The sequence below is a fragment of the Phycisphaerae bacterium genome (genome assembly GCA_018003015.1).
In the GTDB taxonomy this organism is placed as follows: domain Bacteria; phylum Planctomycetota; class Phycisphaerae; order UBA1845; family PWPN01; genus JAGNEZ01.
In genome coordinates, this window is record JAGNEZ010000003.1 from 119,773 (window position 1) to 146,759 (window position 26,987).

General features: G+C 64.2%; 20 protein-coding genes. 8 read left to right on the forward strand and 12 right to left on the reverse strand.

Annotation, left to right across the window (positions count from 1 at the left end; all coding sequences use genetic code 11):
• Nucleotides 1-134 precede the first annotated feature (134 nt).
• The 5 genes from KA354_02305 to KA354_02325 form a co-directional block, all read right to left on the reverse strand.
• Nucleotides 135-821 carry a hypothetical protein gene (locus KA354_02305; GenBank protein MBP7933457.1) on the reverse strand — a complete coding sequence of 229 codons (687 nt, stop codon included), beginning with the start codon at nt 819-821 and terminating at the stop codon, nt 135-137.
• Nucleotides 822-1,010: 189 nt separating this feature from the next.
• Entirely contained in the window at nt 1,011-3,767 is a 2,757-nt protein-coding gene (locus KA354_02310) for a hypothetical protein (GenBank protein ID MBP7933458.1), read from the reverse strand.
• Nucleotides 3,768-3,799: 32 nt separating this feature from the next.
• Nucleotides 3,800-4,903 carry a phosphoribosylformylglycinamidine cyclo-ligase gene (locus KA354_02315; GenBank protein MBP7933459.1) on the reverse strand — a complete coding sequence of 368 codons (1,104 nt, stop codon included), beginning with the start codon at nt 4,901-4,903 and terminating at the stop codon, nt 3,800-3,802.
• Between the two features lie 42 nt (nt 4,904-4,945).
• On the reverse strand, nt 4,946-5,389 hold the full coding sequence (locus KA354_02320) for a hypothetical protein (GenBank protein ID MBP7933460.1): 444 nt from the start codon (nt 5,387-5,389) through the stop codon (nt 4,946-4,948).
• Nucleotides 5,390-5,405: 16 nt separating this feature from the next.
• Nucleotides 5,406-6,818 carry a hypothetical protein gene (locus KA354_02325; protein MBP7933461.1) on the reverse strand — a complete coding sequence of 471 codons (1,413 nt, stop codon included), beginning with the start codon at nt 6,816-6,818 and terminating at the stop codon, nt 5,406-5,408.
• Nucleotides 6,819-6,908: 90 nt separating this feature from the next.
• Between KA354_02325 and KA354_02330 the strand changes: the two genes are divergently transcribed.
• The 4 genes from KA354_02330 (at nt 6,909) to KA354_02345 (ending at nt 12,461) form a co-directional block, all read left to right on the forward strand.
• Nucleotides 6,909-7,967: a J domain-containing protein gene (locus KA354_02330; protein MBP7933462.1), complete on the forward strand. Its 1,059-nt coding sequence runs from the start codon at nt 6,909-6,911 to the stop codon at nt 7,965-7,967.
• Between the two features lie 14 nt (nt 7,968-7,981).
• On the forward strand, nt 7,982-8,374 hold the full coding sequence (locus KA354_02335; protein ID MBP7933463.1) for a hypothetical protein: 393 nt from the start codon (nt 7,982-7,984) through the stop codon (nt 8,372-8,374).
• A gap of 17 nt (nt 8,375-8,391) precedes the next feature.
• Nucleotides 8,392-9,558 carry a hypothetical protein gene (locus tag KA354_02340; GenBank protein ID MBP7933464.1) on the forward strand — a complete coding sequence of 389 codons (1,167 nt, stop codon included), beginning with the start codon at nt 8,392-8,394 and terminating at the stop codon, nt 9,556-9,558.
• A 290-nt stretch (nt 9,559-9,848) separates the two neighbouring features.
• Nucleotides 9,849-12,461, forward strand: a complete 2,613-nt coding sequence (locus KA354_02345; GenBank protein ID MBP7933465.1) for a cadherin-like beta sandwich domain-containing protein — start codon at nt 9,849-9,851, stop codon at nt 12,459-12,461.
• Here KA354_02345 and KA354_02350 read toward each other — a convergent pair.
• The 3 genes from KA354_02350 to KA354_02360 all read right to left on the reverse strand — a co-directional run bounded on the left by KA354_02350 (nt 12,445) and on the right by KA354_02360 (nt 14,659).
• Nucleotides 12,445-12,636 (reverse strand): hypothetical protein, encoded by a 192-nt coding sequence (locus tag KA354_02350; GenBank protein ID MBP7933466.1) that lies wholly within the window; start codon nt 12,634-12,636, stop codon nt 12,445-12,447. The genes KA354_02345 and KA354_02350 overlap by 17 nt on opposite strands.
• 69 nt (nt 12,637-12,705) lie before the next feature.
• Nucleotides 12,706-13,842: a dehypoxanthine futalosine cyclase gene (mqnC, locus tag KA354_02355; protein MBP7933467.1), complete on the reverse strand. Its 1,137-nt coding sequence runs from the start codon at nt 13,840-13,842 to the stop codon at nt 12,706-12,708.
• Nucleotides 13,832-14,659, reverse strand: coding sequence for a menaquinone biosynthesis protein (locus KA354_02360; GenBank protein MBP7933468.1), 828 nt, complete (start codon nt 14,657-14,659; stop codon nt 13,832-13,834). The genes mqnC and KA354_02360 overlap by 11 nt, the downstream gene beginning before the upstream one ends.
• A 103-nt stretch (nt 14,660-14,762) precedes the next feature.
• On the opposite strand from KA354_02360, the gene KA354_02365 reads away from it, so the two are divergent.
• The 3 genes from KA354_02365 to KA354_02375 all read left to right on the forward strand — a co-directional run bounded on the left by KA354_02365 (nt 14,763) and on the right by KA354_02375 (nt 19,116).
• A complete protein-coding gene (locus KA354_02365) occupies nt 14,763-16,541 on the forward strand; it encodes a SpoIIE family protein phosphatase (GenBank protein MBP7933469.1) in 1,779 nt (592 codons plus the stop codon).
• A gap of 289 nt (nt 16,542-16,830) precedes the next feature.
• Nucleotides 16,831-17,613 carry a sigma-70 family RNA polymerase sigma factor gene (locus KA354_02370; protein MBP7933470.1) on the forward strand — a complete coding sequence of 261 codons (783 nt, stop codon included), beginning with the start codon at nt 16,831-16,833 and terminating at the stop codon, nt 17,611-17,613.
• A 201-nt stretch (nt 17,614-17,814) separates the two neighbouring features.
• A complete protein-coding gene (locus tag KA354_02375; protein MBP7933471.1) occupies nt 17,815-19,116 on the forward strand; it encodes a Gfo/Idh/MocA family oxidoreductase in 1,302 nt (433 codons plus the stop codon).
• 169 nt (nt 19,117-19,285) lie between these two features.
• Here KA354_02375 and KA354_02380 read toward each other — a convergent pair whose 3' ends face one another.
• Nucleotides 19,286-19,618 carry a hypothetical protein gene (locus KA354_02380; GenBank protein MBP7933472.1) on the reverse strand — a complete coding sequence of 111 codons (333 nt, stop codon included), beginning with the start codon at nt 19,616-19,618 and terminating at the stop codon, nt 19,286-19,288.
• Between the two features lie 160 nt (nt 19,619-19,778).
• Complete coding sequence (gene gyrA, locus KA354_02385) at nt 19,779-22,511, reverse strand: DNA gyrase subunit A (GenBank protein MBP7933473.1); 2,733 nt, start codon at nt 22,509-22,511, stop codon at nt 19,779-19,781.
• Nucleotides 22,512-23,000: 489 nt separating this feature from the next.
• Between gyrA and KA354_02390 the strand changes: the two genes are divergently transcribed.
• Entirely contained in the window at nt 23,001-23,177 is a 177-nt protein-coding gene (locus tag KA354_02390; protein ID MBP7933474.1) for a hypothetical protein, read from the forward strand.
• Between the two features lie 170 nt (nt 23,178-23,347).
• Here the strand turns inward: KA354_02390 and KA354_02395 are convergent, their stop codons facing one another.
• Both KA354_02395 and KA354_02400 read right to left on the reverse strand, forming a co-directional pair.
• Complete coding sequence (locus KA354_02395; protein ID MBP7933475.1) at nt 23,348-23,635, reverse strand: hypothetical protein; 288 nt, start codon at nt 23,633-23,635, stop codon at nt 23,348-23,350.
• Nucleotides 23,636-24,108: 473 nt separating this feature from the next.
• Nucleotides 24,109-26,898, reverse strand: coding sequence for a hypothetical protein (locus KA354_02400; GenBank protein ID MBP7933476.1), 2,790 nt, complete (start codon nt 26,896-26,898; stop codon nt 24,109-24,111).
• Nucleotides 26,899-26,987 lie beyond the last annotated feature (89 nt).

Here is a 26,987-nt window from a genome sequence, read left to right on the forward strand (position 1 = left end):
CGCCGGCTGATCATGGTAGCCAGCACGGCGAGTGGGCACCAGCAACCGTGCCGACAAGGCAGAACCGGCCGGACAGCCCGTCTGGCATCCGGCCGGTTTGACCAAGTCTGGGGTGTGTTTTTCTCGGCGAGCGATCAAGCCCTGCGACGGCGGCACGCGATGACCGCGCCCAGAGCCAAGAGGGTCAGACTCATGGGCTCGGGGATCTGGATGAGGACGTCCTGTCCGTCCTGGCCGGTGCTGGCCCAGGTCAGGTTCAGGACGCTGACGGTGGTGTTGTGCCAGCCCCCGAGGACGGCGGCGCCGGCCGCCGCCTTGATACTCGAGGTACCGGCGTACTGGGAGGGGTTGACCAGCTCGCCCTCGAAGGACCAGATGGCCTCCTGAGCGGCGGCGGCGCGCTGATTGACGTCGCTGATGCCGAACGTGTTGCCTGCAGTATACTGATCGTAGATCCACGCGGACTCTTCACTCAGCGGGTCATAGTTGGGCAGCGTCTGGCCGCTCAATCCGCCCTTGACCGCACCGCTGCCGATTGCGGCATTGAAGTGGTTCTCGCCGTAGAGCGGCTCGTCGTACTCGAGGCAGAAGGTCACCAGTCGATCGCCGGCGTAGCCCGGAACACCGGTCACCTGGTCGAACACGATCTCGGCGGACCAGCGATAGAAGTATGGCAAGCCGTAGCCAACGCCGCTGGTGGGCGGGGTGTTGTGGGCGCCGCCGAGGCCTGAGCCCAGGCCATCCCAATGCAGCGTTGCGGCCGAGACCGGCAGGCTGGTGAGAACCCAGATCGCCGACAACAGCAGGGATACTCTTTTCATTCCGTACACTCCTCTCCGAAGGCGGGGGGGAATTTCGCCGACTCACGCGCCGGCGGCATATATATCGGCCAATTCATGGGGTCAGCGAAGTTCCAGCCGCCTGATTGCCCTGGCGCTGTTCGCGGCTTGTTGGAGGGTCGGCTTGTCCGTCGGACCCTGCAAGGGCAGGTGGCGGGTTGTGCGCCAGGGTCATCCGGGCAGGTTTCCCCTAGCGAGGGAATCGAGCAACTGCTTCGCCCTGCCCGGCGAACCCACCAGATAGACCACCGACGGTGTGGGCAGGACCGATATCGTCGCTGCCGGGCTACCCATCAGGTCCAAACACCGCGCCTCAACCGGAATGGTGATGGTCCCATTCGGCGACTCGTCTTCCCGCCAGAGGACAAGCACCGATCGCCCTGGCGACTCGAAGGCATAGCAGTGACCGGACCCGGGCAAACTCTTCTCCCCCACGAAAACCGGTTCGGGACCCAGCAGGTCGGTGAAGACGGCCAAGGCCGGAAACACCTTGCGGGGAGCGCCGCCGCGGGAGAACAGGCAGCACTCGAATCCCCACTCGTTCACCGCCTCGTTGGCTCCTGAATGGAGAAAGAGCTTTTGGACACCTCGGCCGAGCATGATGGTGAACAGCCGGATGGTGTACTCGGCGCATTGTCGTTCGTTCGCCAGTGGGCTGACCCACGACCATCCATTCTCGAAGAACGGTCGCCACGGAAGATCGTCCACCGCGTAGTAGGATACCTCGGTGATCCAGATCGGCTTGCGCCCACCATGCTGGTCCATAAGCGTGGCCAGCGCGTCCATTTCCGCGATGAAGCCCTCGGGGCGGCCACGACCCGGGTAGGCATGCAGATTGAAGATGTCGACGTAGTTCAGGCAGCCGGCCTCGATGACCTCACGGGTCATCAGACCAGGCGGGCCGGCGATGCCGCCGATGACCCTGCAGCCGGGATCACCCCGGCGCATGGCGGCCGCGGTGGTCTTCAACAGCCGGACATAGTCGACCGGCGTGTAGCGCTTGCCGGGATAGCCCTGGACGCGTTGGCCGGGGAGGGCGTAGTCGGTGTAGATCGGCTCGTTGAGGAACTCCCAGACATGGATCCGATCCCGGTATCGGCCCACGGTCTTCTCGGCGAAGTCGGCCAAGTACCTGGGTTCCTTCGGCCCCCAGGACTGTCGCAGCCGAACACCGGGGTATCCCTCAACCGGCAGGTCCGCCGGTGCCTCTGATGACCAGCTTGTCGAAGGGAAAGGAGGAAGCAACGGCAGGACTTCTGCCCCCGCGCGCAGCACGCGGTTCAGTTGAGCGTCCGCTGCCTGCCAATGGAAGTCGCCTGGAGACGGCTCGATGTCCTGCCACTTGAGGGACCAGTCGCGATACCACGAGACCCCGGCCATGCCGGCCAGCCGGATGAGATCGGCGCTGGCGAAGGCATGGTTGATGCCCAGCACGGTGTCGCTCGCGGTTCGCCTGGGAACCATCGCGAGCGACAGGATCCGGGACTCGATCCGGCTTCCCAGGTCGAACCGGGCCAGGATCCGGCAGTATCCCCGCCATTCAGCCGGAAGGCGGATCTCGCGCTCGGCCGCCGATCTGGCCGGCACGGCCAGTGATTCCGCGGGAAGCGTGATCGGCCGATCGAAGAAATCGCGGACCTCGAAGTTGACCTTCACGTTGGCGGGTGATGGGGAATCGTTGTATCCCCGCAGGCGCAGTGCGATGCGTTCACCCTGTTCGAAAACGCCCGAGTTGCCTGGCGGATCCAACGCCGCCTCGACCGCCGCTCTCGGCTGGAAGGGCGTGGCCCGCTCGCCTTGCTCCAGTTGGATCGCGTCGACATCGACGCTGACGTCTCGTTCCTCGGTCACGTCCGGCCCGACGGTCGCGAAAACGAATCGGTGTGGGGGACGGAATGTGAAGGCATATCGCTTCCAGGCATTGGAAAGCGTGACCTGTTGTCTCAGGTCCTTCGGGCTGCCCTCGGGATTCTGCGAACGCACGCCGAGAATCGCCTGGACACCGTTCGCGCTCGCCCGCATGTCGCAGGAGATCGTATAGGCCGCGCCCTTCTCCACCGGAATCCACCCGACGTGAGCGGCCAGCGGCTGCCGTTCGTGATGGACGGTCGGCTTGAAGTAATCGAAGTAGAGAACCGGTGTCCGTTCGCCGCCGAGGGAGACGCGCAGAAACGACGGTCCCGAAGTGCCACCCGAGGTCTCGATATTCCCGTGGAGGCCGGCCAGAGATCCCCAACCGACTTTCCTGCCCAGCGAGGACCATCCGGCCGCACCAAGCTCGAAGGAGCCATTGGGGACCAGATTGCGGCCGCCCGCGGGGACGATCCTGTCGGTGAACTCGATCGGCTGACCCGCCGTCTCGAGGAGTCTCACCTCGTCGAGATAGAATGTGCCCGGCTCGTTGAACCAGAACTGCAGCCGACTGGTCCGGCCGACGGATGCGGTGGCCCGGAAGACGCGGCGGAATTCCTGCCACGTGGGCGTGACGGGCAGCCCGGCCTGCAAGCCACATGACTCCCATGAACGCGTGTCGTTGATGGCGACGTTCACGTTTCCGCCGGCAAGTCCCTCGGCCCGAGCCCGGCAGGAGAACTCATAGACTTTGCCTTTCTCCAGGCTGATGAGCCCGACTTGAGCCAGCATCGCGTGGCTCGCCCCGGATTTGCCCTCGCAGCGGGTACAGGTCAGCTTCGCGCAGGGATTGCCCTCCACCGTCTCCACGTCGAGCCGCTGGGTGACATGCTCGTCGCCGGCGATCTGCCATCCCTCCGGCCTGTTATCCTTGACGATCGAGAACGCGCCATTGCGGACGAGACTCACCGCCTCCGGCCGGCTCTGAGGTCCTTTCGACTCATCTTGCCCGAAAGAGGTTGAAAGGGGTATGCAAACCGACAAAGCGACGGCGAGCATTGGGGTGAATCGGATCATGAGGCGGATCCTCCGTGGAAGGCTCGCCGCACTCACCGGACCTGGAGCGTGTCTCCCTCAAAGGTCAGGCCGAGGGGCACGATCTCCACTGCCTTGCGCGAGCCCTGTTGCCGCACTTCGCCCGCTTGCCAGGCGTGGTAGCCGGTTCGCCCGGCGATCTCGACGCACGGGGCGGCCTGCTCCGGGGCGACATAGACCGCGAACCCGACGCCCATATTGAACGTGGCAAAGGCTTCGCGCACATCCACCGGCCCGACCTTCATGATGAATCTGAAAACCGGGGGCGGCTCGCGGGTTTCGGTGATGCGATAAACGAACGGCTCTTCCAAGCGCATCAGCTTGCGCCAGCCGTGCCCGGTCACGTGGGCGGCGTAGTGCAGGCGGATCCCCGCTTGCTGACAGGCGGCCACGAATCGCACGTAGATCACCGACGGGTCAAGCAGGGCCTCGCCGTAGGTCCGGCCATCGTCGATGCGAGCCAGGTAACCCTCCGGCAGCCGATCCGCCAGTGCACGGCACAGGGTCAGCCCGTTGGTCTGTACGCCGGAACTGGCCAGCAGGATGATGGCGTCACCGTCGCGCACGTCGCCGACGATTCGGTGGGACTTGGGGGTGATTCGTCCGATGGCTGACCCCGCCAGCACGATGGTATCGGGGCGGACGATGCCCTTGAGCGCCGGCGTCTCCCCGCCGCCCCAGACGGCGTTAGCCTGCAAGCATCCCTCGGCGAACCCGGCCGCCAGGTCCTCCGCACGGGCGGCATTCTCGAACCAGGCGGCGTCGCCGACGGCGGCGTGCATGGCCACGGAGATTGGCAGAGCCCCGATGGTAATCAGGTCATTGACGATTGTGGCTACCGTATCGATGCCCACGTGGCGATACAGACTCCGCCCGGTGAGTCTGAGCATGGCGTCGGCCACGAGATTCTTGGTGCCGAGACCTTCTTCGACATGGGCCAAGTACTCGGTTGGGGTCTCGACCAGGTAGGCGCTCTCCCCGCGAATGCCGGTCGGCTCGGACAGTCCGTGGCCACCCAGCGCGCCGGCCGTCGTAGCCGCCTGCTTCTGGCAGGCCCGCTTGAAGGCGTCCAGCGTGCCGTAGTTGACGCCGGTCTGCTCGTAGCTCAGAGAACTCATGCCGATGTTGTAGAGCACGCAGCCGGGCGGGTCAAACCAGGATCAGCGATCCTCGTCTTCGGGTTCACGAGCCGGTTCGGTAGGCGTGCCCGACGTCGATGTGTCCTCCCCGGCGGAGGTTTGGCTCGCCAGCCAACTGTGCCGGGCGGAGTTGAGGAACATCAGGGCGAAGATGAGCACCAGGACGCCGTTCGGGATATCACCCTGCGACAGCCAGATCAATGCCTCGATGCCCAGGGCCAGTCCGACCAGGCCCGAAGCGACCGCGTCCACCAGGAACGCCCCCCGCCAGCCGGTCCACGCCAGGGCGGCGACGATCAGCATGGCCACGCCACCGATCCGCATAATCCAGTTGAATACCTCGACCGAGTTGTTGTAGAAGTCGGAGTCGCTCGCGCCCACCCGCTCGAACCAGATACCGATGATCAGCATGAGAGCACCGGCGATCAGCGCGGGAAACACGATCGGGTACGTATCCTGTCGCATGTGCGAGTTCCTCCTTTCAAAAACGATACAGCGCCACGCGGCGTTCATCAAAGATGTCGGTCCGGGGGGCCACGTTCTTGTCGCCGGCCGCGGAAAGGTCGATTCGAACGACGGCTTCTCTGGGATCGTTCGCGGAGGCATGGGCCAGCACCGCGCCGTCCGGACCGACGACGACGCCGGTCTGCCGGTTTGCGCCGGCGACGAAGACGCGGTTTTCGAGGGCCCGGGTTCGGAGCAGGGCCAGATCCTCGGGCGCATCGAAGACCAGCAGGATCTCCAAACCTTCCAGGGCAAGGCATCTTGGCCCGGTGAACGATCGGACCGCCTGCCCGGAGACGCACCCCACCCGGGCTGGCCCCAACGTGAACAAGTCGGTCCGCACGGGAAACGTCGCTGCTCGAATGCCAAAGGCGTTGGCCAGCATCGCCAACCGCTCGGCCGATTCCTCCCGGGTCATGTTCGCGAGCAGGACCTCGACCCCTTGGCGCTGCAGCGGTTGGAGGAGGTTCTCGCCCATGCCGCCGGTGAATCGGCCCTCAATCACCTGGGTAGGCACGGCGGCCACGGTGACCTCACGCACCTGGCCGCTCGCGGGCCGCACCGGCGGCCGATCGTCAAGCAGCCGTTCGCGCCACGCATCCGCTACCCACACGCGTCGGGAGGCCCCGCGCGGCAGCTCCGCGACGATCACGGCATCACCTTCCGGCGGGGCCTCGACGGCGACCGACCCGTCCGCTCGGACGATGCGGCTCATGCCCACGTAGTTGGTACCCGGCATCTCCATGCCGGCCTTGTCGGCGCAGATGAACGGCAGCCCGAACTCCCGAGCCCGAGCCTCGATCATGAAGCCGGTCTGCGGATTCTCGTATTCCCCCGGATTACGGGCGGCATTGATCCAGCAGGTCGGCAGGGCAATCAGCTCCGCTCCGTCGGCCGCCAGGGTGGCGATGATCTCCGGCACCCGGGCTTCAGCACAGATGGCCACGCCGATCCGCCCGACCGGCGTGTCGAACGCCCGGATCTGGTCACCTGGAGTGTACCAGTCGCGGTCCGCATTCCACAGAAACCGCTTGCGCGCCCGGCCGACCTCACACCCGCGGTGGTCGATGACCACGGCCGTGTTGTGCAGGGCCGCCCCGGTGTCCTCTACGAACCCGCAGACCAGGGTCATGCGGTGTTTTGCGGTCCGCCGGGCCAGCCAGGCCACGAACGCTTCACTGCTCAGATGGTCGCCTTCACGGTAGGAGCGTATCGAGCCGAGGAGATAGGCGGGGTAAGCACATTCCGGCAGGATGAGCAGTTCAGCATGCCGGGCGGCCGCCTGGGTCATGGCCTGCTCGATGGACGCGAGCGTGGCGCCGGCCTCGTTCATCAGCCGAGCGGTGATCTGGCCGGCGGCAAGTCGGATCCTACCTGGTTGCGGTTCCATGGCGGCCCCGATCGTAGGATGCGCGCCCTCGCTTTGCAACGCTCTTGGGTAATCCTATAATTCGTACTGCTGGAGGCATGAAGCACGATTATGGCTGAGCGCGACTACTACGAAGTGCTGGGTGTCTCACGGAGTGCAACTCCTGACCAGATCAAGAGCGCCTACCGCAAACTAGCCAAGAAATTCCACCCCGACCGCAATCCCGACGACAAGACGGCTGAATCCAGGTTCAAGGAGGTTCAGGCGGCCTACGAAGTGCTCAGCGATGCGCAGCAGCGTCAGCGGTACGACACGTTCGGTTACACCGGGCCGCGTTCGGGTGAAGGTCCGCAAGGCTGGCGTTCGGGTCCGGCCCACGAGCACGTCTATACCTGGCGGAACGGCGGTGGCCCGGACATCCCGGTGGAGAATCTGGAGGACCTGTTCCAGGTTTTTGCCGGCCAGGGCGGCTTCGGCGGATTGGGCGGCGGCGGGCGCGGCGGGGGCGCCGCCGATGGCATCTTCGAGCAGTTCTTCGGCGGAAGACGGGGACGCGGTGGTCGCAGCGGTCGTGGGGGGCGTGATCGGACCTCAGAGGCGGCCGAGGGCTACCAGAACGCGGGCCAGGACATCGAACACCCGGTCAGCTTGACGTTCGAACAGGCGGTCCACGGCACGGCCCTGGATCTGCAGCTGACCCCGGCGGGCGGGGGTGTGGCGGAAGCCGTCCGAGTGAAGATTCCCCCGGGTGTGGCCGAGGGCCAGCGGGTTCGCGTCCGCGGCAAGGGCGGGCCCAGTGTTCCGGGCCGTCCGTCTGGCGACCTTTACATTGTCTGCCACATCCGGCCGCACGCGTTCTTCCGACGCATGGGCCATGACATCTACCTCGAATTGCCCCTCACGATTAGCGAAGCGGTGCTGGGCACCAAGGTCGAGATCCCCACGCTGGAGGGTAAGAGCGTCCTGACCGTACCCCCGGGCACGCCGAGCGGCTCGAAGCTTCGGCTCAAAGGCCAAGGGGTCAAACCGCCGGGCGACAAGCCGCCGGGCGACTTGTTCGCCGTGGTTCGGATCGTTCCCCCGAAATCGCTCACCCCGCGGCAGCGAGAGCTGTATGAGCAACTGCGCATGGTGGGTGAGGATTTGCCCCGTCAGGGGCTGGGCTGGTGAAAGGAAGTCTTCGGATGGCCGGCGTCGAGGAAAACCGCCGTCAACGCACTGCTCTGATCCTCGTCCTGTTCGGAGCGGGCCTGATCATTCTCGGCTTCATCCTCAGCCTTCGTCAACAGGAGGAAATGGAGACCGTCACCAAGCCGGTGACGACGATGAGCGCCGAGCAACGATCTTCGTGGGCCCAGGCGATCCGGCAGTTTCTTTTCTTGATGCTTGTCATTCTCGGCGTGTTTTCCGTCGGTACCTTGGCCTTTCTGCGTTGGAGCAGGCGATTCCGGCAGTGGCTGCTGCACAAACCCCCGGCGGCCACGCCGAACGGGGATGTCTGGGCGATGCACCGTTTGCCCGAGGAGGAGAGTCAGGAATCGCCGCCCGAAGAGCCGCCGCCGGGTACACGGGAGTGACCTCTGGGAGGCAGATTGTGAGCAGTGAGCTTCTACTGGATGAGGCACTGGGCAGTACTCCGGTGATGGATGAGGGCATCGATCAGGCGCGGCCGCGGCAACCGCGTCTCATCCAGGCCCTGATTGCCATGACCGCGGGTATCGCCGCCCTCATGGTCATTGGCATCGTCACCGCGGGCGTCATCATGGGGGCGCCATCTGCCGCCGGCCGCGGAGGCCCCCTGCTGGCTGTCGTCGTGCTGCTCGCCTTCGGTCTGAGTGCCTGCGGGCTCATGATTGTCGGGATCTGCGTGCTGCGCAAGCTGAGCCAGCTGTCGGAACAGGCGGCCTCGATCGAACACGGTACCTCGGTTCTGGCCGAGCGGAGTGTCGCCCGGCAAGCGGAAGAGAAGTCGGCGATCGGCCAGCTGGATCTGACCGAGCTGCCCCGGCTCATGACCGAGATCCGCGACATCCTGCTTCTGCCGGAAGAGCATCGCCAGCGACGGTTCGAGCAGATCATTGAATCCGAGTTCACCCAGCGTCTGGCCCGGGCCCGGCAGTGCACGGCGTCACGCGACTTTCACCACGCCCGCGAGGAGCTCAATATCCTGGCCGCCCGATTCGGCGAGGATGATCGCATCCGTGAGGCCCGAGGCACGCTGGAGCGAGTGGCCAAGGCCGCCGAGGAGCAGGATATCGTCAGTGTCCGCCGCCAGATCCAGGACTTCATGGGTCTGAACCGGTGGGACGAGGCCGAGAAGCTGGCCCGCGAGCTGACCGACAAGTACCCGAGCGCTCCCGACCCTGTCGCCCTCATCGAACACGTGTGCCGCGAACGCCAGGTTTACGAACAGCGGCAGCGAGTCCGGATCCTCGAGGAGATCCAGGGGTACGTTCATCAGCGGCGGTGGAAAGAAGCCGCGGAGGGTACTCGCCAGTTCCTGGTCAGGTTCCCTGTCGGCCCCGACGCCGACAACCTCCGTACCCAGATCGATACGCTCGAGGCCAATGCCGAGATCCAGATCCGCCAGCAGCTCGAGAATCAGTTCAAGGACTGCCTCAAGCAGCAGCAGTACTGGGATGCCCTGGCCCTGGCCCGGCGGATCGTCACCGAGTACCCCTTCAGTCCGCAGGCCAATGCCCTCCGCGGGCGGGTCGCTCGGCTGGAGGAACTGGCCCGGACTCACCAGCCGCAACGCTAGGTCTATTCGCCAAGCGTTCTCGGGCCACGGACGGGCAACCGTCCTGGCCGCGTGCCCAGGGAAGATCCTCCATGCGATGCATGGGTTTCGTTTCAGGTTCAAGAGTGCCTTCTGCCGATATCCTCTTTTGGACGAGGCACTTACATCAGGCTGGCGCGGTCGAGCTCACGGATTCAGGACTCGCGGATTCGCGATCCCGGCGGCACGTTCCGCGTCGCTGCTACGATGAATGGTGTCGTTTTCAAAGGTGGACGGCAGAGAGTCTCTGCCTCTTATCAACCGAGGTTAACATGAGCTTCAAAATGATGCGGAGCGTAACGGTGGGTATCAGCGTTCTGGTCATGAGTGCGGGGGCGCACGCGGCGGTGACCCTCGACGCCGAATACACCGGCGGGGCATTCGGCACCCTGATTGTGACCAACCAGTCCGATGAAGCCACTCCCCTGACGATCGTGACGCCAGGCGGTGGGCCGAGCGTCCGCCTCACCTCGGCCAAGAACATCACCGTCAATGCGATTTCGGGCGTAGCTGTGGTCGGCTCGGGCACTACCTCGGTGCTCGTCACAATCAACGACGGCGCTTTCGTCGGGGCCACCGGCTTCCATTACGTGGGCAATGGCCAGGATGACCTGATCACGCTGGGCAATGCGGCCACTACAACCCTCTTCAACACGAGCAACCTGGGTAACGTATCCGGGATTGTCATCGACACCTCAACCACCTTGGGTGGAAACGACACCCTGACCATCGATTACACGGTGATGACCTGGGGGGGCGGATCATTCACAACCACCGACGTGGGTGGGCTCAACTCGCTCGCGACCATCACCATGAACGCCAGTGGGTGGATCCGAAATAGCGTCGGGGGCACAGGGGACATTTCCCTGCTCGCGATGACGTCGATCACCATCGCGGGCAATGGCCTGACGCTTGGGACGGGAGGGATCTGGCTCGAAGCCCCGACAGTCACCATTGCCAACAGCACGGTGACTTGCGCCACCATGAGCGTCACCGCCGACAATCTCGTTCTCGGCGACGGCAGCGGGGCGGCCGACAGCGCCATCCTTCGACTCGCGGGAGCGGATCAGATCTCGGGTTTGCCCAACGTCAGCGTCGCATCGGACGGCAAGCTGGACCTAAATGGCCAGAGCGAGAGCATCGGCACCCTGACCATGGACGGCGGCACCGTCGCCAGCGGAGCGGGCACACTCACCCTGGGTGGCAATGTCACCGTGGCCGGCACGACCAACGCGACCGCGACGGTGAGCGGCAACCTGAACCTGGGCGGCGCCACGCGGACCTTCACCATTGCCAACGGTGGCGCCGATGTGGACTGCCAGATCGGTGCGGTGACCTCCAACGGCGGCGTGACCAAGGCCGGGCCAGGCACCTTGCAGCTCACCGGCGCGAATACCTACGCCGGGGCAACCACCGTCAACGCCGGTGTCCTCCAGGTCACCGGCAGCATCGCCAACAGCGCGACGACCCTGACGGCCGGCACATTCGGCGGAACGGGTGCGGCCGGAACGATCACCGCGACCGGCGGCAGCCTCGCCCCCGGGGTCAGTCCCGGGGCTCTGGCGTGCGGCACTCTGACCCTCAGCGCGGCCAACACCCTGAACCTGGAGATCAACGGCACCGCGGCCGGTGCTCAGTATGATCAGCTCAATGTGACCGGTTCGGTCGACCTGAGTGGCGCGACCCTGGGGATCGATCTGGGCGTGTTCACACCGTCGGCTGGAGACACATTCACGATCATCAGCAACGACGGAAATGATGCCGTCGTCGGCCGGTTCGCCCAGGCCCAGAGCATCACCATGAACGGAGTGTTGTTCCTCATCGACTACACCGGCGGCGACGGCAATGACGTGGTCCTTCTGGTCCCCTGGGCAACCGCCACGCTCGGCTCGCTCTCGGTGAGCCCTGGCACCCTGACGCCCGCGTTTGACGCCCTGACGACGTCCTACGCCGTGGCCGTGGCCAGTCAAACCACAAGCATCGCGGTCACGATCGCGCCGGCTCAACAGAACGCGGTGATCACGCTCAACGGGAACACAGTGACGCCCGGCGCAGCGACCAGCGTGAGCCTCAACCCGGGAGCCAATGTCATCCACGTCGTCGTGACCGCCCAGGACACGACCACCACCGAAGAATACACCATCACCGTGAACCGGGCCCCGTCCGCTGGCTCATCGATCACGGGACTGACTAACCTGACGCTGACGCCGGGTACCCTGGTGCCGGCGTTCGACGCGGACACGCCCACCTACTTGGTGGACGTGGACAGCGACACGTCCACGATCCAGGTCGTCCCCACCCTCCGAGACGTCAGGGGCATCCTCAAGCTCAACGGCATCCAGCAACAGAGCACCGCACCCTTTGTTCTCGATCTCGCCGTCGGCGCCAACGTACTGACCATCGAGACGATCTCAGAGAATCGGTCCTTCCGACGCGACTATCAGGTCACCATCAGCCGGGCGGCGTCCACCGATGCGACCCTGGCAACACTCGCGGTCACGCCGGGCGAACTCTCACCGACCTTCGACACCAACGTGACCTCCTACACGGTGGCGATGGAGTACGCCATCCCCGTGATCGGTATCACACCGACCGCCGCAGAGGCCAACGCGACCATCACCGTCAACGGGACCGCCCAGGTGAGTGGTACGATCACGGTGTTGCCCGTGGCCGTCGGATCGAACTCGTTCTCGATCGTGGTGACCGCACCGGATGGGACGACGCAGAAGAGTTACACACTGACCGTGACTCGTGCCGCTGAAACAACAACGAGTCTATTGCCCCTGCTGCCCTGCGGCACGCTCGGGGCAACGGAGCTGGGCATGATGATGGCCGGCCTATTCCTGCTTCGGGGAAACCGGCAATCGTTCAGAGCCACGAAGTGATGCAGTAACGCATCGAGGAAGATGCGGCCGCGTCGACACCGATGATCGCGATGCGCGTCTTCCTGGCCACACCGGAAGAAACGGCCTCCCCGGCCGTCGGTCCCCGGATCATGCCCGCGGCGACCAGGCTTGCCGGCACCGCCGCACAGGCTTTCAGCACCTCTCTCCGAGCCATGTGACGATTTGTGGCTTCTCCTCCCGGATCTTCTGACGATCCGCATGCGACCGGACGCCCGAGGAGGAATCAGGAGGCGTGACCCTTGTTCTCGCTCTCCGGCTCATCCAGCAGTTCATAGTAGCAGTTCCGTTTTCTCGGTTGCCAGCCTGCGTCGGCAATGAGGTAACGGATCTCCTTCTCGTTTAGCCGATAGGTTGTGCCGGCCGCGGAGACGACGTTTTCCTCCATCATCACCGAGCCCATGTCGTTGGCTCCGAAGAACAAGGCCAGCTGGCCGATCTTGGGGCCCTGCGTCACCCAGCTTGCCTGCAGATTGGGTAGGTTGTCGAGCATGATCCGGGCGATAGCCAGCGTCTTAAGGTACTCGTGGGCACCCGCCAGAACCAGGTGCTTGCCGTCAGGAGGATCGGTGCAGTCCGCGGGGCGCTGGCGGAGCCGGCCCAGGGGCGTCTTTTCCGGCTGGAAGGTCCAGCAGATGAATGCGGTGAACCCGCCGGTCTCGTCCTGGAGCTCGCGGACCCGGGCCAGGTGTTCGATCCGCTCCGCAACCGTCTCGATGTGCCCAAACATCATGGTGATGCTGGTCTTCATGCCGACCAGGTGAGCCTGACGCATGACCTCGAGGTACTCGCTGGTTCGGGTCTTGCCGCGGCTGATCTTGTCGCGCACCCGGTCGACCAGGATCTCGGCCCCGCCGCCGGGGATAGTGTCCAGGCCCGCCTCCTGCAGGCGAAGCAGAACGTCGCGGATGGGCATGCCAAAGACCTGGTGGAACGCGAAGATCTCTGGTGGGCTGAAGGAGTGAACGTGAACTCTGGGGAAGCTCTTCTTGATGAACCTCAGCAGGTCGATGTACCACTGGAACGGCAGGATTTCAGGTGGCACCAAGCCGCCCTGCATGAGAATCTGCGTGCCGCCGATGTCAACGAGCTCCTGGATCTTGCGGCCGATTTCCTCGAAGCTGAGCACGTATCCGCCCGACGAACCGGTGCGACCACGGGTCGAGCCGGGGGGAGCGGCCTTGAAATTGCAGAAGGTGCACTTGGCCGTACACCAGTTGGCGTAGTTGATGTTGCGGTCGACGACGTAGGTGCGATATGACTCCGGGTGAAGACGAGAGGTGATCTCATGCCCCCGGCGACCCAGCTCGTGGATCGAGCTCTCGGAGTACAGGGCCAGAGCCTCGGCGGGACTAATGCGCATGAGGGCTCGCTCTCCCTGTAGCCAGAGCGCTGGGCGTTGAGTACGCCGCGACCTCCTCTTCCATCATCGCCATGGTCACAAACCGTTCGATCCCCTGTCGGGCGGCGGGGGTGATCCGATAGGTGAGGTACTGAGTGAGGTAGCGGACGGCCAGATCCACCGGCCAGCCACGATCGGGAGCATGGCGAGCGGCCAGTTCACCGGCCTTGGCGACGCCTCGATCCCGGGCCTCGTTCAGCATCGTGCCCAGCTCCTGATTCATGGCCAGACCAGCGGGGGCGACCCAGACCGCGAAGACAAACGGCAAGCCGGTCCATTGTTTCCAGGCCTCACCCAGGTCGATGTTGTACTCGAAGCCGACCATGGCCGTGGTGACCACTTTGTCTCCGATAAGCAACACCGATTCACAGTCCCTGATGGACGAGGCGGGTGGAAGCGGGATCTGCTTCAGACGCCGGTGATACACATGCTCCCAGATGAGCCGTGCCAAGCGTACGGAAGTGTGCGAATCCCCGTCCACGTGCAGGACAGTCATCGACTCGGGGGGAACACGGGAGTAGACCCGCACGGTCAGGGTCTGTCCGTCAGACGCAATTCCGGCGTCGGAGACCTGCTCCCAGGCTCCCCCCGCCCGGGCCCAGTCAATGACCGGCACCAATGCCGCGTCCACTTGACCGGCCTTCAGCATACCCGCCAAGGCTGATGGCACCGCGAAGTGAAGTTCCACGTCCGGGCGCCCCTCAAGGCCCTCGATGAGCGGCTTGGAGTTCAGGAACTTGACCACGCCCAATCTGACGGTTTTCGTTGAGCCATGCATGGCCCGCGATTATACGGCTTTTCGCAACCGGCGGTATCTTCGCTATAATGCCTCCTCCTTCGGGCCGTGGTGGTGGTCGGAACGCCGCTGACAGGTAACTGGGATGGAGTATGAGACCTTCTGCCCTCGACGACTGCGTCACGCGATTTCATCGCGATCGTTCCAGCACGCCCTTGAGGTGCTGGCCGAGGCCACATCCGCCACCCTCGTGCTTTTTGACGCAGTTGGCGACGTGCTCGCCGGCCCAGTGCCCGGCAATTCTCTCATCCGGGCTCTGCTGACTACAGATCAAGGCCGCTCCCTGGTCCTGGCCACCCATAAAGCGTGCCTCAACAATACCTGCCCTGACGATCCAGCGTCACCCTCTGGCCGTCTGGCCAGCCTCCTGGGGTGCTTCGCCATCCCACTCACCATTGCGGATCGGCGAGCGGGGTCACTGACCATTGCTGACCAGGGGAATGGTCCTGTCCCGGGGCAGATGGTATCGGCGATCGCGGCCCAAGCGGGCGTGGACGAGGGCGTTCTCCAGGAGGCCGCCAGCCAGCTTCAGCCGTGGACGCCTGCCCAGGCTTCGGCCGCCCGGAGTCTTGGCCAGCTTCTGGGCGATTTGTTCGGTGAGCTGTGTGCCAAGGAAAGTGAGCTCGATCGCCGGGTGGAGGAACTCAACGCGGTCTACAACATCGCCGGCCTCATGGCCGCGTCGCAGGATTTGAAGCAGGTGTTGCACAAGGTGGCGGCGGTGGTCTGCGACGTCATGAAAGTCAAGGCGTGCAGTATCCGACTTCTGGACGAGGCCACCGGCCAGCTGGCGATCATGGCCGTCCACAATCTCTCCGACGTGTATCTGAACAAAGGTCCGGTGACGATCGACGAGAACCCGATCGACGCCAAAGCTCTGCAGGGTCAGATGATACGAATCTTCGACGTCCCCGATGATCCGAGGATTCGCTACCCCCAGGAAGCTCGCCACGAAGGCCTGGTCAGCCTGCTGGTCTGCGGCATGATCTACCGCGGCAAGCCGGTCGGCGTGCTCCGCGTCTACACCGGTGAGTCCCATGTGTTCACCCCGTTTGAGGAGTCTCTGCTTCAGGCAGTCGCCTCCCAGGTCGCGGCGGGCATCATCAATGCCCGGCTGTTCGCCGAGACCCTTGAGGCGGAGCGAGTCTCCCGCCAGCTGGCCTATGCGGGTGAGGTCCAACGGCGGATGATCCCGGCCAACCCGCCCTGCTGCGAGCGGGTCGAGATCGGTGCAGTTTACAGGCCGACGTTCGACGTCGGCGGTGATTTCTACGACTTCATCGTCCTGGCCAGGAACAACCTGGGGGTGGCCATCGCGGATGTCTCCGGCAAGGGTGTTCCCGCCTCGTTGCAGATGGCCTCGCTTCGCGCAGCCCTGAGAGTGAACGCCCACCACATGTACCACATTGACCGCATCCTAGCCGAGGTCAACCGCCACATGTGCCGGGACACGACAACCGGGGAGTTCGCCAGTCTCTTCTACGGCGTGATCAACGCGGCCAGCGGGCGGTTCACCTACTGCAATGCGGGCCACAATCCCCCCATGCTGCTGCGTCAGGGTGAGATCCAATACCTGGAGACCGGAGGCATCGTCCTTGGTATCGAAACCGAGGCGACCTTCGAGCGCGGCCTTATCGATCTGCAGATGGACGACGTCCTGCTCCTCTACACCGATGGCGCGGTCGAAGCCCTCAACTTTGCCGACGAGCAGTTCGGCACCGACCGGCTCACCGATTCACTCCGCCGCTATGCCGACCATCCTGCCCAGCGTATCGCTCAGAACATCCTCTGGGACATCCGGCGGTTTCGCGGACTCGCCGACCGAACCGACGACCTGACGCTGGTTGTGCTGAAGGTTCACTGACGGCCGGCGTCTGACCGCCTTCGAATCCAGCTTCCTCGGATGCGTGGCCTCTCGCCACGAAAGTTGATGAGGGTGTGGGGCGCGCCGAGCACCCACCAGCGTCTGGTCGACTGACTGCGAAGCCGGGCTTTTTTGTGTCAAAAACGGCACGTAGCTGCGCCCCGGTTCAATTCGTGGTGTATCTTTGAGATGGGAACTCGGCCCTATAGGGCTGAGAGGTCGGGGATCATCCCATTTGCGGGCTGTGCGCATTGCATATGCAAGTCTCTGCTCTGAAAGGAGATAGCAGATGCAGCGGTCAGTTTGGTACGTCCCGCATCGGCAGTTGAGGACCGTCGCTGCCCGAAGGGAGGCGTCTCGGATTGCCGGCTGCGTCGCCGCCGGCGTGGAGCCTCTTTCCGCGCAATCACTCCACGAACAGGAGACCCAGCTGTTCATCGCCTTGCACACCTGTGCGTATCGGGCCATTTCCATTGCCAAGCAGCGAGGCAGCAACTCCGCCCGGAGCAAAGTTTGGGTGGCTCGGTGGCAGTTGATCCGCAGTCATCTTCTTGAGCGAAACCTCGGATTGGCTCACGCCATGTCCGGCCGGTTCAGCGTTCGCCAAGCCGAACACCTGGTGGACGATGACGATCTGCTCAGCGAGGCCCTCTGCGCCCTCTCGCGAGCCGTAGATCGGTTCAATCCCTGGAAGGGATACCGCTTCAGCACGTACGCGTGTAACGTCATCATGCGGGCCCTGGTTCGGGCGTCGCGGCGCGAGAATCGCTACCATCGCCTGTTCCCATTCCAGCACGACGCCGCTCTCGAGCGGCCCGGACCGCCGTCGGATGTCGACACCGAGCTCTACGTTGAACGACTCGAACGAGTCCTCGACCACAACCTCGGGTCGCTCAGCGATCTGGAACGTAGCATCATCACCCAGCGGTTTCCCCAGAATCTGCCGACCAGCCGGACCTACCGCGATATCGGCCGCTCCATCGGCCTGAGCAAGGAGCGGATTCGGCAGATTCAGAACGTGGCCCTGGCCAAGTTGCGTGAGGCCCTGGAACGCGACCTCGTCCTGAAATGAAGGCCATATCTGCCCGGTGAACCCGAGGCGGCTCTGTTGCCCGGCGCGGCTGAAATCCACCAGGACCTGCGTCTGTGCCAAGGTCTGCTTCCCCGAGGCGAGCTCTCCGCTGGATCGCGCGGTGACGAACGGGTATAACTTGCCACTGTTGGGCGATTCATCGTTCCGCTCACATCCATTTCACACTGAAAGGAGAAACCGATGGCCCGGCGAGCCTTCTCCCGGCGACGTCTCGTGAAAGGTGCCGCGGCCGGCGCGGCGAGTCTGTCTATGATCAGGAGCCTGAGCCCGGCCCTGGGCACTCTGGGGGCCAACGAGCGTATTGTCACCGGCCACATCGGAGTCGGCGGGCAGGGCACCGCCCACCTGCACGGGCTGGCGCGAATGAAGGACATTCGCGTCGGTGCGGTCTGCGACGTTGACCCGGGCCGTCTGAACAACGCCGTCAAGGTGGCCGGATCCTCGCCTCAGACGTTCAAGGACTTCCGCAAGCTGCTGGAGATGAAGGAGGTCGACGCGGTCTTCGTCGTCACCCCCGGTCACTGGCACGTCATTCCGGCGATCCAGGCGTGCGCTGCGGGCAAGGATGTCTTTGTCGAGAAGCCGATTGGTCGCACCGTGGCCGAGGGGCGGGCGCTGGCCAGGGCGGCGAAGAAGTACAACCGCGTCACCCAGAACGGCACCCAGCAGCGGTCCACGCCCCTGTGGATCAACGCTGTCCAGCGGATCAAGGATGGCGAACTCGGCAAAGTCAACATGATCCACGTCTGGAACGTGTGGAATCCGCGGGAGATGTTCGGCGATCTCGGCAATCCGCCGGACAGCGATCCGCCGCCGGGCGTAGATTACGACATGTGGCTCGGCCCGGCCCCCAAGCGGCCGTTCAACCCCCTGCGCTGGCATGGATCTCATTATTTCTTCTGGGATTACGGCGGGGGCATGATGAGCGAATGGGGCATCCACCTGTTCGACGTCGTGACCTGGACCATGGGGCCCGAGATGAGGAGCGTGGCGGCCGTCGGAGGCAAGCACGTCTTCAAAGACGCCCGCGAAACCCCGGACACGGCCAGCGCGGTCTTTGAATGCCCCGGCTACACGATGGTTTACTCGATGCGCCACGGGAATGGCTGGCAGCCCCACGGCCAGATGGACCACGGCATCGAGTTCTTCGGCACCGAGGCCACGCTCCAGATCAACCGGAACGGCTTCCAGATGTTCCACGACGGCGACCGGGCAACCCGCAAACCCTACTACAGCGAGAAGGGCGATACCGTTCTTGTCGAGCACGAGCGGAACTTCTTCGACTGCATGAGGACGCGCCGCCGCACCAACGCTGACGCCGAGACAGGCCATCTCGGTGCGGTTCTCGGCCACTTGGCCAACATCTCCTACCGGGTCGGACGACGGGTTCGCTGGGACGCCAAGACGGAGACCATTCTCGACGATCCGGAAGCGAACAAGCTCCTGGAGTTCCATCCTCGCGATCCATGGCGACTCGAGTAACCCCGATTCCGACCGGAACGATTGAGGGGCTGGGCGGCGGAGCTCTGTCCCGGCCGGCATCACGGCCGCCGGGGGCGATTCCGCGGCGAAGTTCGCTTGCGTGTCGAATCTCGATCGAAGCCGGAGCCCGGTTTCACTCCGAGGCAGACGCGGTGGAAAGCGGCCTCGATCAAGAGGTCATTGAGGTCAGACGAGAGGCCTGGATCGCCAGTTTCAGCATGTCCATCAGATCGGTGAGCTGGGCGAACAGCTCTTCGAAAGCCGCGATCAGGACCTGGTGGCGAATGACTTGGGTCTCGGGCTTCTCCGTAGCCGGGGTGATGCCGCCGCCCTGCTTCAGGGCGGTGGTCTGCCAGGTGGTGTGATTCACCTGGGCCTTGCCGACCCGGGCGGAGGGGCCAGTGCCCGTCGTGGTGTCGTCGCCGTAGCTGCACAGTGAGGTCGCGGACAGCAGAACCGCCATGGCGACACCCGCCGTGATCTTCCGCGTCTTCGTGGTCATGGGGCGTATCTCCGCTTGAGACCCCGCCTCAAGCCCGGTGCGGGGTCTGACCAAGTCGTCACCTGCTTGTACGACCGGTCCGCGTCCTGGGATGCGGACCGCTGGTTCTTCCTTCGGCACGAAACGGGGTGTAACTCAAGACGAAACTTGAGGTTACCGGTCAAGCCGGCGGGGGTTCCTGCTCTCCGGCTTCATCCCCGGGAGCCTCCTCGCCGGCGTCCACGTCATCATCAACGGTCTCGGTCTCGGTCGCCCCCTCCTCCGACCGAGCTTCGTCCTCCGCGTCCAGATCCACCTCGCCGTCTTCCTCCTCGGCCGCCACTCCCGGTCGCGGAGCGCCCGAACCGCTGGCCTCCTTGGCATTCTCGGCGTCGTCCGGCACGATCTTGGCCACGGCGACCACCTCGTCGCCTTCACTGATCCGGATGAGCCGGACCCCCTGCGTGGCCCGCCCGATATCGCGCAGCTCGGACAGATCGGTTCGGAGGGCGATTCCCTGGGCGGTCACGACCATGAGCTCGTCGGTGTCGACCACGCTCATCATGGCGACAACGTTGCCGTTGCGTTCAGTGGTCTTGATATTGATGACGCCCTGACCGCCGCGTTTGGTCTTGCGATACTCGGTGACCGGAGTTCGTTTGCCGAACCCGAACTGGCAGATGCTGAGCAACGAGGCGGCCTCGTTGGTGACCACCAGATCGACGACTCGGTCATCACGGCGGAGCTTCATGCCGCGCACACCGTGGGCCGTACGACCCATGGCCCGCACATCCTGCTCGGTGAATCGCACCGCCTGCCCGCCCCTGGAGCCGAGCACGATTTCGTCCGCGCCGCTGGTTTCGGCCACACCGATGAGCTCGTCGTCGGGATCCAGGCCCATGGCGATGATGCCATCGGCCCGCGGATGGCTGAACGCGCTGAGCGGCGTCTTCTTGACCACGCCTTTGGCGGTGGCGAAGAAGACGAACCGTTCCTCGAAGGTGCGGATGGCCAAAACGGCCTTGTGGGTCTCGTTGGCCTGCATGCGGAGCAGGTTGGCGATGGCCCGCCCGCGACTGGCTCGCTGGCCCGGGGGGATGTCGTAGACTTTCAGCCAGTAGACCCGCCCGCGGTTGGTGAAGACCAGCAGGTAGTCGTGGGTACTGGCAGAGAACAGATGCTCGAGGAAATCGCCTTCCTTGGTGTCGCTGCCTTTGACACCCTTGCCGCCGCGTCCCTGCTTGCGGTAGGCGTCGACCTCGACCCGCTTGATGTATCCGTCGCGCGAGATGGTGACAATGACCGGCTCGTCGGGGATCAGCTCCTCCATCTGAAACTCGGTGACCTCGCCGGTGATTTCACAGCGGCGCTTGTCGCCGAACTTGTCGCGCATCTCATAGATATCCTCGCGGATGATGTCCAGCACCAGCGTTTCGTCGCGGAGGATGGCCTCGTAGCCCTCGATCTCCTCCGAGAGCCGCACATACTCCTCGGCCAGCTTCTCCATCTCCAAACCGGTGAGGCGTTGGAGCTGCATGGAGAGAATCGCGTCCGCCTGGGCGCCGGTCAGTCGCTGGTCGGATGTTGTCGCCAGCCGGACGAAGCGCTCGGGCAGCATTTTCATGAACGCCGCCTGCTCCGGCAGGCGCAACCCACGGGCCATGAGCCGCTCCTTGGCGGCAGGCGGGTCCGGCGAAGTCTTGATCAGCTCGATGATCTCGTCGATGTCGCCCACGGCCAGCAGCAGGCCCTCGACGATATGAGCTCGCTGGCGGGCCTTACGCAGCAGGAATTGTGTCCGGCGGCGGATCACCTCTTTGCGGTGGTCGATGTAGATGTCGATCAGCTGGCGAATGTTCAAAGTCCGCGGCTGGCGGCCCACGATCGCGATGTTCATGATCGTGTAGTTGGTCTGCAGCGGCGTGAACTGGTAGAGCTGGTTGAGGACCACGTCGGCGTTGCCGTCCCGCTTCAGCTCGACCACCAGCCGGGTCGCATGCTTCCGGTCGGACTCGTCGCGGACGTCGGACACGTCGGAGAGCTGCCCGCTCTTGATACAGGCCACAATCTTGTCGCGGATCGTCGAACGCAGCACCTGATAGGGAATCTCGTCGATGACAATCAGGGTCTTGTTGCGGAGTTCCTCGGTGTGGGTCTTCCCGCGGAGGACAATCGAGCCGCGGCCGGTCCTGTAGGCGTCGGCAATCCCGCGACGGCCGCAGATATACCCCCCGGTCGGGAAATCCGGTCCGGGCAGAACCTCCAGGAGTTCATCGATGGCCACCTTGGGGTTGTCGATCACCTTGACGATCGCCTCGGCCATTTCGCGGATGTTGTGCGGAGGCATATTGGTGGCCATGCCGACTGCGATGCCGGTAGTGCCGTTGACCAGCAGGTTGGGGAACTTGGCGGGCAGGACCACGGGCTCCTCGAGCCGTTCGTCGTAGTTCGGCTCGAAGTCGACCGTCTCCATCTTGATATCGGTGAGCATCTCGGCGGCGGCCGCGGTCATGCGGGCCTCGGTGTAGCGCATGGCTGCCGGCGGGTCACCGTCCATCGAGCCGAAGTTGCCCTGCCCGTCGACCAGGGTGTAACGCATGTTCCATTCCTGGCCCAGGCGGACCAGGGTGGGGTAGATCACGCTTTCGCCGTGGGGGTGATAGTTGCCACTGGTGTCGCCGGCGATCTTGGCACACTTGAGATGCTTGGATCGCGGCCCCAGATTCAGGTCGTTCATGGCCACCAGGATTCGCCGCTGGGAGGGCTTGAGTCCATCGCGAGCGTCGGGCAGGGCACGCGAGATGATCACACTCATCGCGTAGGTGAGGTACGAGTCCTGGAGTTCCTCCACGATCGGCAGATCCGTGATGTGGAAATCACTGGGCGGAACAGCTTGCTCGGAATCGTGGGCCATCGAGGCTCCTCGTCAACAGGGCAGGCTCGGCCCACCGGCCGAAGCCCCCTCCTGGGCGTACAGAGAGTGGGATGATACCCGTTTTCGAGCTTGCCCACCAGCGCCGAGCCGACTTGGTCAGACCCGACGACGAGCCGCCAACGGGGCTCGTTCGACAGGATCGACTCGCGCCCTCGGCCGAGGCCGGAGCCTCCGGATCACTCGAGCACCACCCGCTTTCATCAGGGGGCGGGACCTGGACGGTCTTCCCAGAAAAGCTCGCACCGAGGGTGGGCAGGACCTCGCGAGCACGGTACAATAGGCACCCCGAACCGGATTGCGGAGCATTCCAAGCGATCTGGAAGTCGTCGCGCTGCCGGCTTGACGCCAAGCGCAGTCGAGTTGGGCGAATGGAGCTTGTCAGCCCGCGTCGTCCGCGCGACTCGAGGACGAGAAACTCGTGGTCGAAGGGCCGTTTCCTCGCCGCCACGGAGTCCACAAGGAGTTGAGATGCCAAGAAAAACGAAAGCCTTCAAGAGCAGGCGCAGAGAGGCGGCCAAGGCCGCTGCCCAAGGGAAGCCGAATGAGGCGAACCAGATCTGGCAGCAGATCACCGCAGATCGGGCGAGACTAAAAGCCGAGAAGGCGGCCAAGCGAACCGCCAAGAAGAAGGGCGAGAAGGTCTAGCCCCACCTCTTGGCCTGGACAGGCCCCGGGGGATGGCATCCGTGCACCAAGATGATCACACACAGCGCTTCCCGCCTTTGGCGTCGGAAGACGCGGGGCTCGACTATTGGCGAATCCAATGGGCTGGTTTCACGCATCAACCGGGGTGATCCTGGAGCCGATCGCCCCGATCATGAGCCGGCCGTCTCATCCTGAACGATCAAGCCGTCGTTGGTGCTCTCGATGCGAAGGAAGCGAGACAGGACGATCCTCACTTCGCCCGCCACCGGGCGGCTCCAATTCGCGCGGTATCTGCTTGCCTTGCCCTGTGACCACAGATGCCGGACTTGGAGATCCCCCTCAAAAGAGAACGCCTTAAGAACGGCATGGTAGGCATCCAGCGGCGAGACCGCAGGGGCCGTGGCGCTGGGCGTCTTTCCCATCGTACGCCTGGCGACATCCAAAGCTGCATCCGTCATGGGCTTCTCCTGACCGCGCAGAGGAGACCTTGACGGATCCCCTCCCGCGGATCATCCGTGGTTTCACCCTGCAGATGGTGTGCCAATGCCGCGAGAACTTGCATCCACGCCGCTCATCGACATGTAAACCATTCCCGCCAGGGCGGTTACATGGAGTGCATCGACCCTGAAGGAAGACGGGGGGGCGATTCCCAAGCTGGAATCCCTCGATTGGCACAACTCGGCCCGTGCCATTTGGGCAGAGGGATCCCGGTCTCCCGGGGGAGGTTGGGCTGCGACATGCGGGGTCGAACCCTCGATTTCGAGCCCTGGGGAAGTGCCACAAACGTCGCGATCCGAGCGAGACCGGGGAGCAACTGGCGTGGATGATTGGCGCCGGGAAGCGTACCCGGCACACCCCGCCCCAACCGTTCTCAGCGATGTTGACCACCGAGCATCACGCCTTGCCTCGGGTCAGCGGACTTCACCGGTCGTCATGGCCGGCAGTCGGGAGTCGCCGCCATCGACCACGGGATCGCCGGGCCGGAGTAGCACTTGACGAACTCGCTCACGTCGGTGTCGGTGACACGCCCGTCGCCGGATCGCTCGAAGCACAGGCATGTTTCGGGCAAGGCCTCCCCTCCGAAACCAGCCCCGATGCAGAGCTGGAACAGGCCGAAGTCAACCATGTCCACCGTGCTGTCACCGTTGGCGTCGGCGAAGGGGAGGTTGCAGGCGCTCTGGAAGACCAAACCGTCCGCATGGGCGGCCGAACCGTCGCTGGTCGCACCGGTGAGTTCCCAAACCACAGTCATGACATCACCGAGGGCCACACCGGACACTTCGGCATAGGTCCAATCGTACCCCCCGCAACCGGTCGTGCAGGCATAAACCGGAGTGGCCGCGATCTCGCTGCCGCCGATTCCGCCTTCCAGAAGCCGGATAAGGACGGTGTTCTCACCACCGCCAGCGAAGTAACCCGCGAACCGGTACCGTCCGCCGGGACGGACCAAGAGGCTCTGCCAGGCCTGCTGGTCGCGCATGTTCCTGTCGACCCCCGTGGTCATACTCTGGTAATGGCCGTGTTCATCGGCCGGGTCCGGCAACGGTACGTTCCTCGGGCAGGTCGGCGCCCACAGGTTGTGATCACGCCATTTGTCGTCGCTGAAGTTCCATCCGGACGGGGGGCCGGCCAGGGCCGAGGGCGGCCCGCACTGGAGAGTCGCTTCCGGTAGTTCAAACTCACCGTTCATCAGGCCGTCGGCCAGAAGCAGGAACTTGCCCGCCAGAGTGCCGACGCAGCCCTCTTGAACCACGATCACGTCATAGTAGCCCGATGTCTGATCACGCAGATCGACTTCGCAGGTGATCCGGCTGTCGCTGAGGACGGCTTCTGCAGTGGCGTTGACCATGGCTCCGCTGAGGGCGTGCTTGAACACCACCTGCGGCGAACCGGAGAAGCCGGTGCCGGCGAGATTGGTGATATTCAGGCTGCCGTTATTGATGCCGCGATCCGGAGTAATGCCGGTCAGGGCGATAGGGTTCTGGCAGACGGACACCTGGAGATTGTCGGCGTGAGCCGCGTGCGGTGCATTGCCGTCGAGAGCGACTGTCCATTTCACCGTCATCAGGCCGGAGGTGGGCGTGCCGGTGGTCGACGCGAAGGTCCAGTCGTATTGGGAACCGGACGAGTGGATGGTCGTCTCACTGCCCAAGACCGCGGCGTTCTCGTCGCCGTCGAGCAGGGCGATTTTGACGGTGTTGTTTCCGCCGCCGGCGAAGTACCCGCTCAGGGTGTAGCTGGCTCCGGCGGTTGCGATGAATGTCTGGTAAATGCTGGCCTCGGCGCCGGCAAGCCCGTTGTCGTCGGACACCGTGCTGGCGTAGTGGCTGCCCTCGGGTAACGGGTTGCAGGTCGGGGCGAAAAGACTGGAATCGCGGAAGAGTACGGACCCGTAGCCATAGCTGGCCTGTTCGTGAGCGAGCCAATCGCTGGGAAAGCCGGGCACCCCGCCGGCCGGAACCGGGCAGGCCCCCGTGGCGGTGGGCGACTCAAAACTGCCGTTGCTGAAGGCCGGCAGAACCACGTTGAAGCCGGACGGCAAAACCGTCGTCGGACAGGTGGCGCCCGCGATCGTGGCGACCACGTGCCACCGGCCGATGGCCGCCGTGGTCAGCTTGAATTTGCAGGTCAGACTCTTGCCGTCACCGGCCACCACGACGGTAGTCGCCTTGATGTCCGGCTGGTCGGCCATCCTCAGATAGACAGTCGTATTGCCGGCGCCGGTCGCGAATCCGGTCCCGGTGATGGTGACGGCGGCGGCGGCGTTTCCGCGAGCCGCATAGGCCGGTGTGATCTCATCGATGGTGGGTGGATCTACGCAGGTCGTCTGGGCAAGAGAGCAGTCATCGAGGTGCAGAGCCCAGCCTTGGGTACCACCATTGAGGGCAGAGACCTTCACGGTCACGACGGAACTCACCGCCAGTCCGTTCACGAACAGGGGCAGCCATGCGTTGGTGGCCCCATTCGTCTGCACATACGACTTCTCGGCCAGGACCGAACCGGTCGGACTGGCCCCGTCGATGAGTTGCAGTTTGATGGTCAGTCCGCCCACGTCCATGTGACCGGCCCAGAACACGGCCGAGAACGTATACCACTGGCCCGGGGTGACACCGGCGACGGTCTGGTAGACGGTGTTCCCGGATGCCCCCCAGCCCTGCATGGATAAGTGGGCCACGTTGTCGCCGCCCGGGCAGGTGGGAATGTAGAGATCGTCGTTGCGGTCGCTGTACAGATCACCGGTGAGCGTATACCAACCAGTGATCGGCTGGGTATCACGATGGCAGTTATTGCCGAAGTCGGTCACCGAGATCACGCCGTTGGCATCTTGAAGGTTGGTGTTGGTCGCCCCGTTGCCCCCGACACCGATCCAGATCAGACGGATCGTGTCGGTTCCGCCGTCAGAGGCGGTACAGGGCGCGGCCACATCGGCGTTAATCGCGCTGGTCAGGGCAGCCTTGGCTGCGGCCTTGCCCGCGCCGGCGGCCACGGCCACCTGGACATTCCCGAGCAGGACCCCGTCGCCGGTGTCGAACTCGTAGACCCGGTTCGCCCCGGTGGTGTCGATCTCGACGGTGTCGCCGTCGGCCACGCCACCGGTGATCGCGATGCTGGCCCAAACCGCGATGGGGGGATCCTCGAACCCGGGATTGACCAGGAGATTCTGAGCCAGCGCGGACACGCTGACGCTCACAACGATTCCACACGCGAGTATGCGATACATGGTTCAGCCTCCTTCCACTGCGACAAACTAGATTGTACGCTTTGGCCGCGGAAATCAACAAATCGAGATATAAACGATTATAACATCGT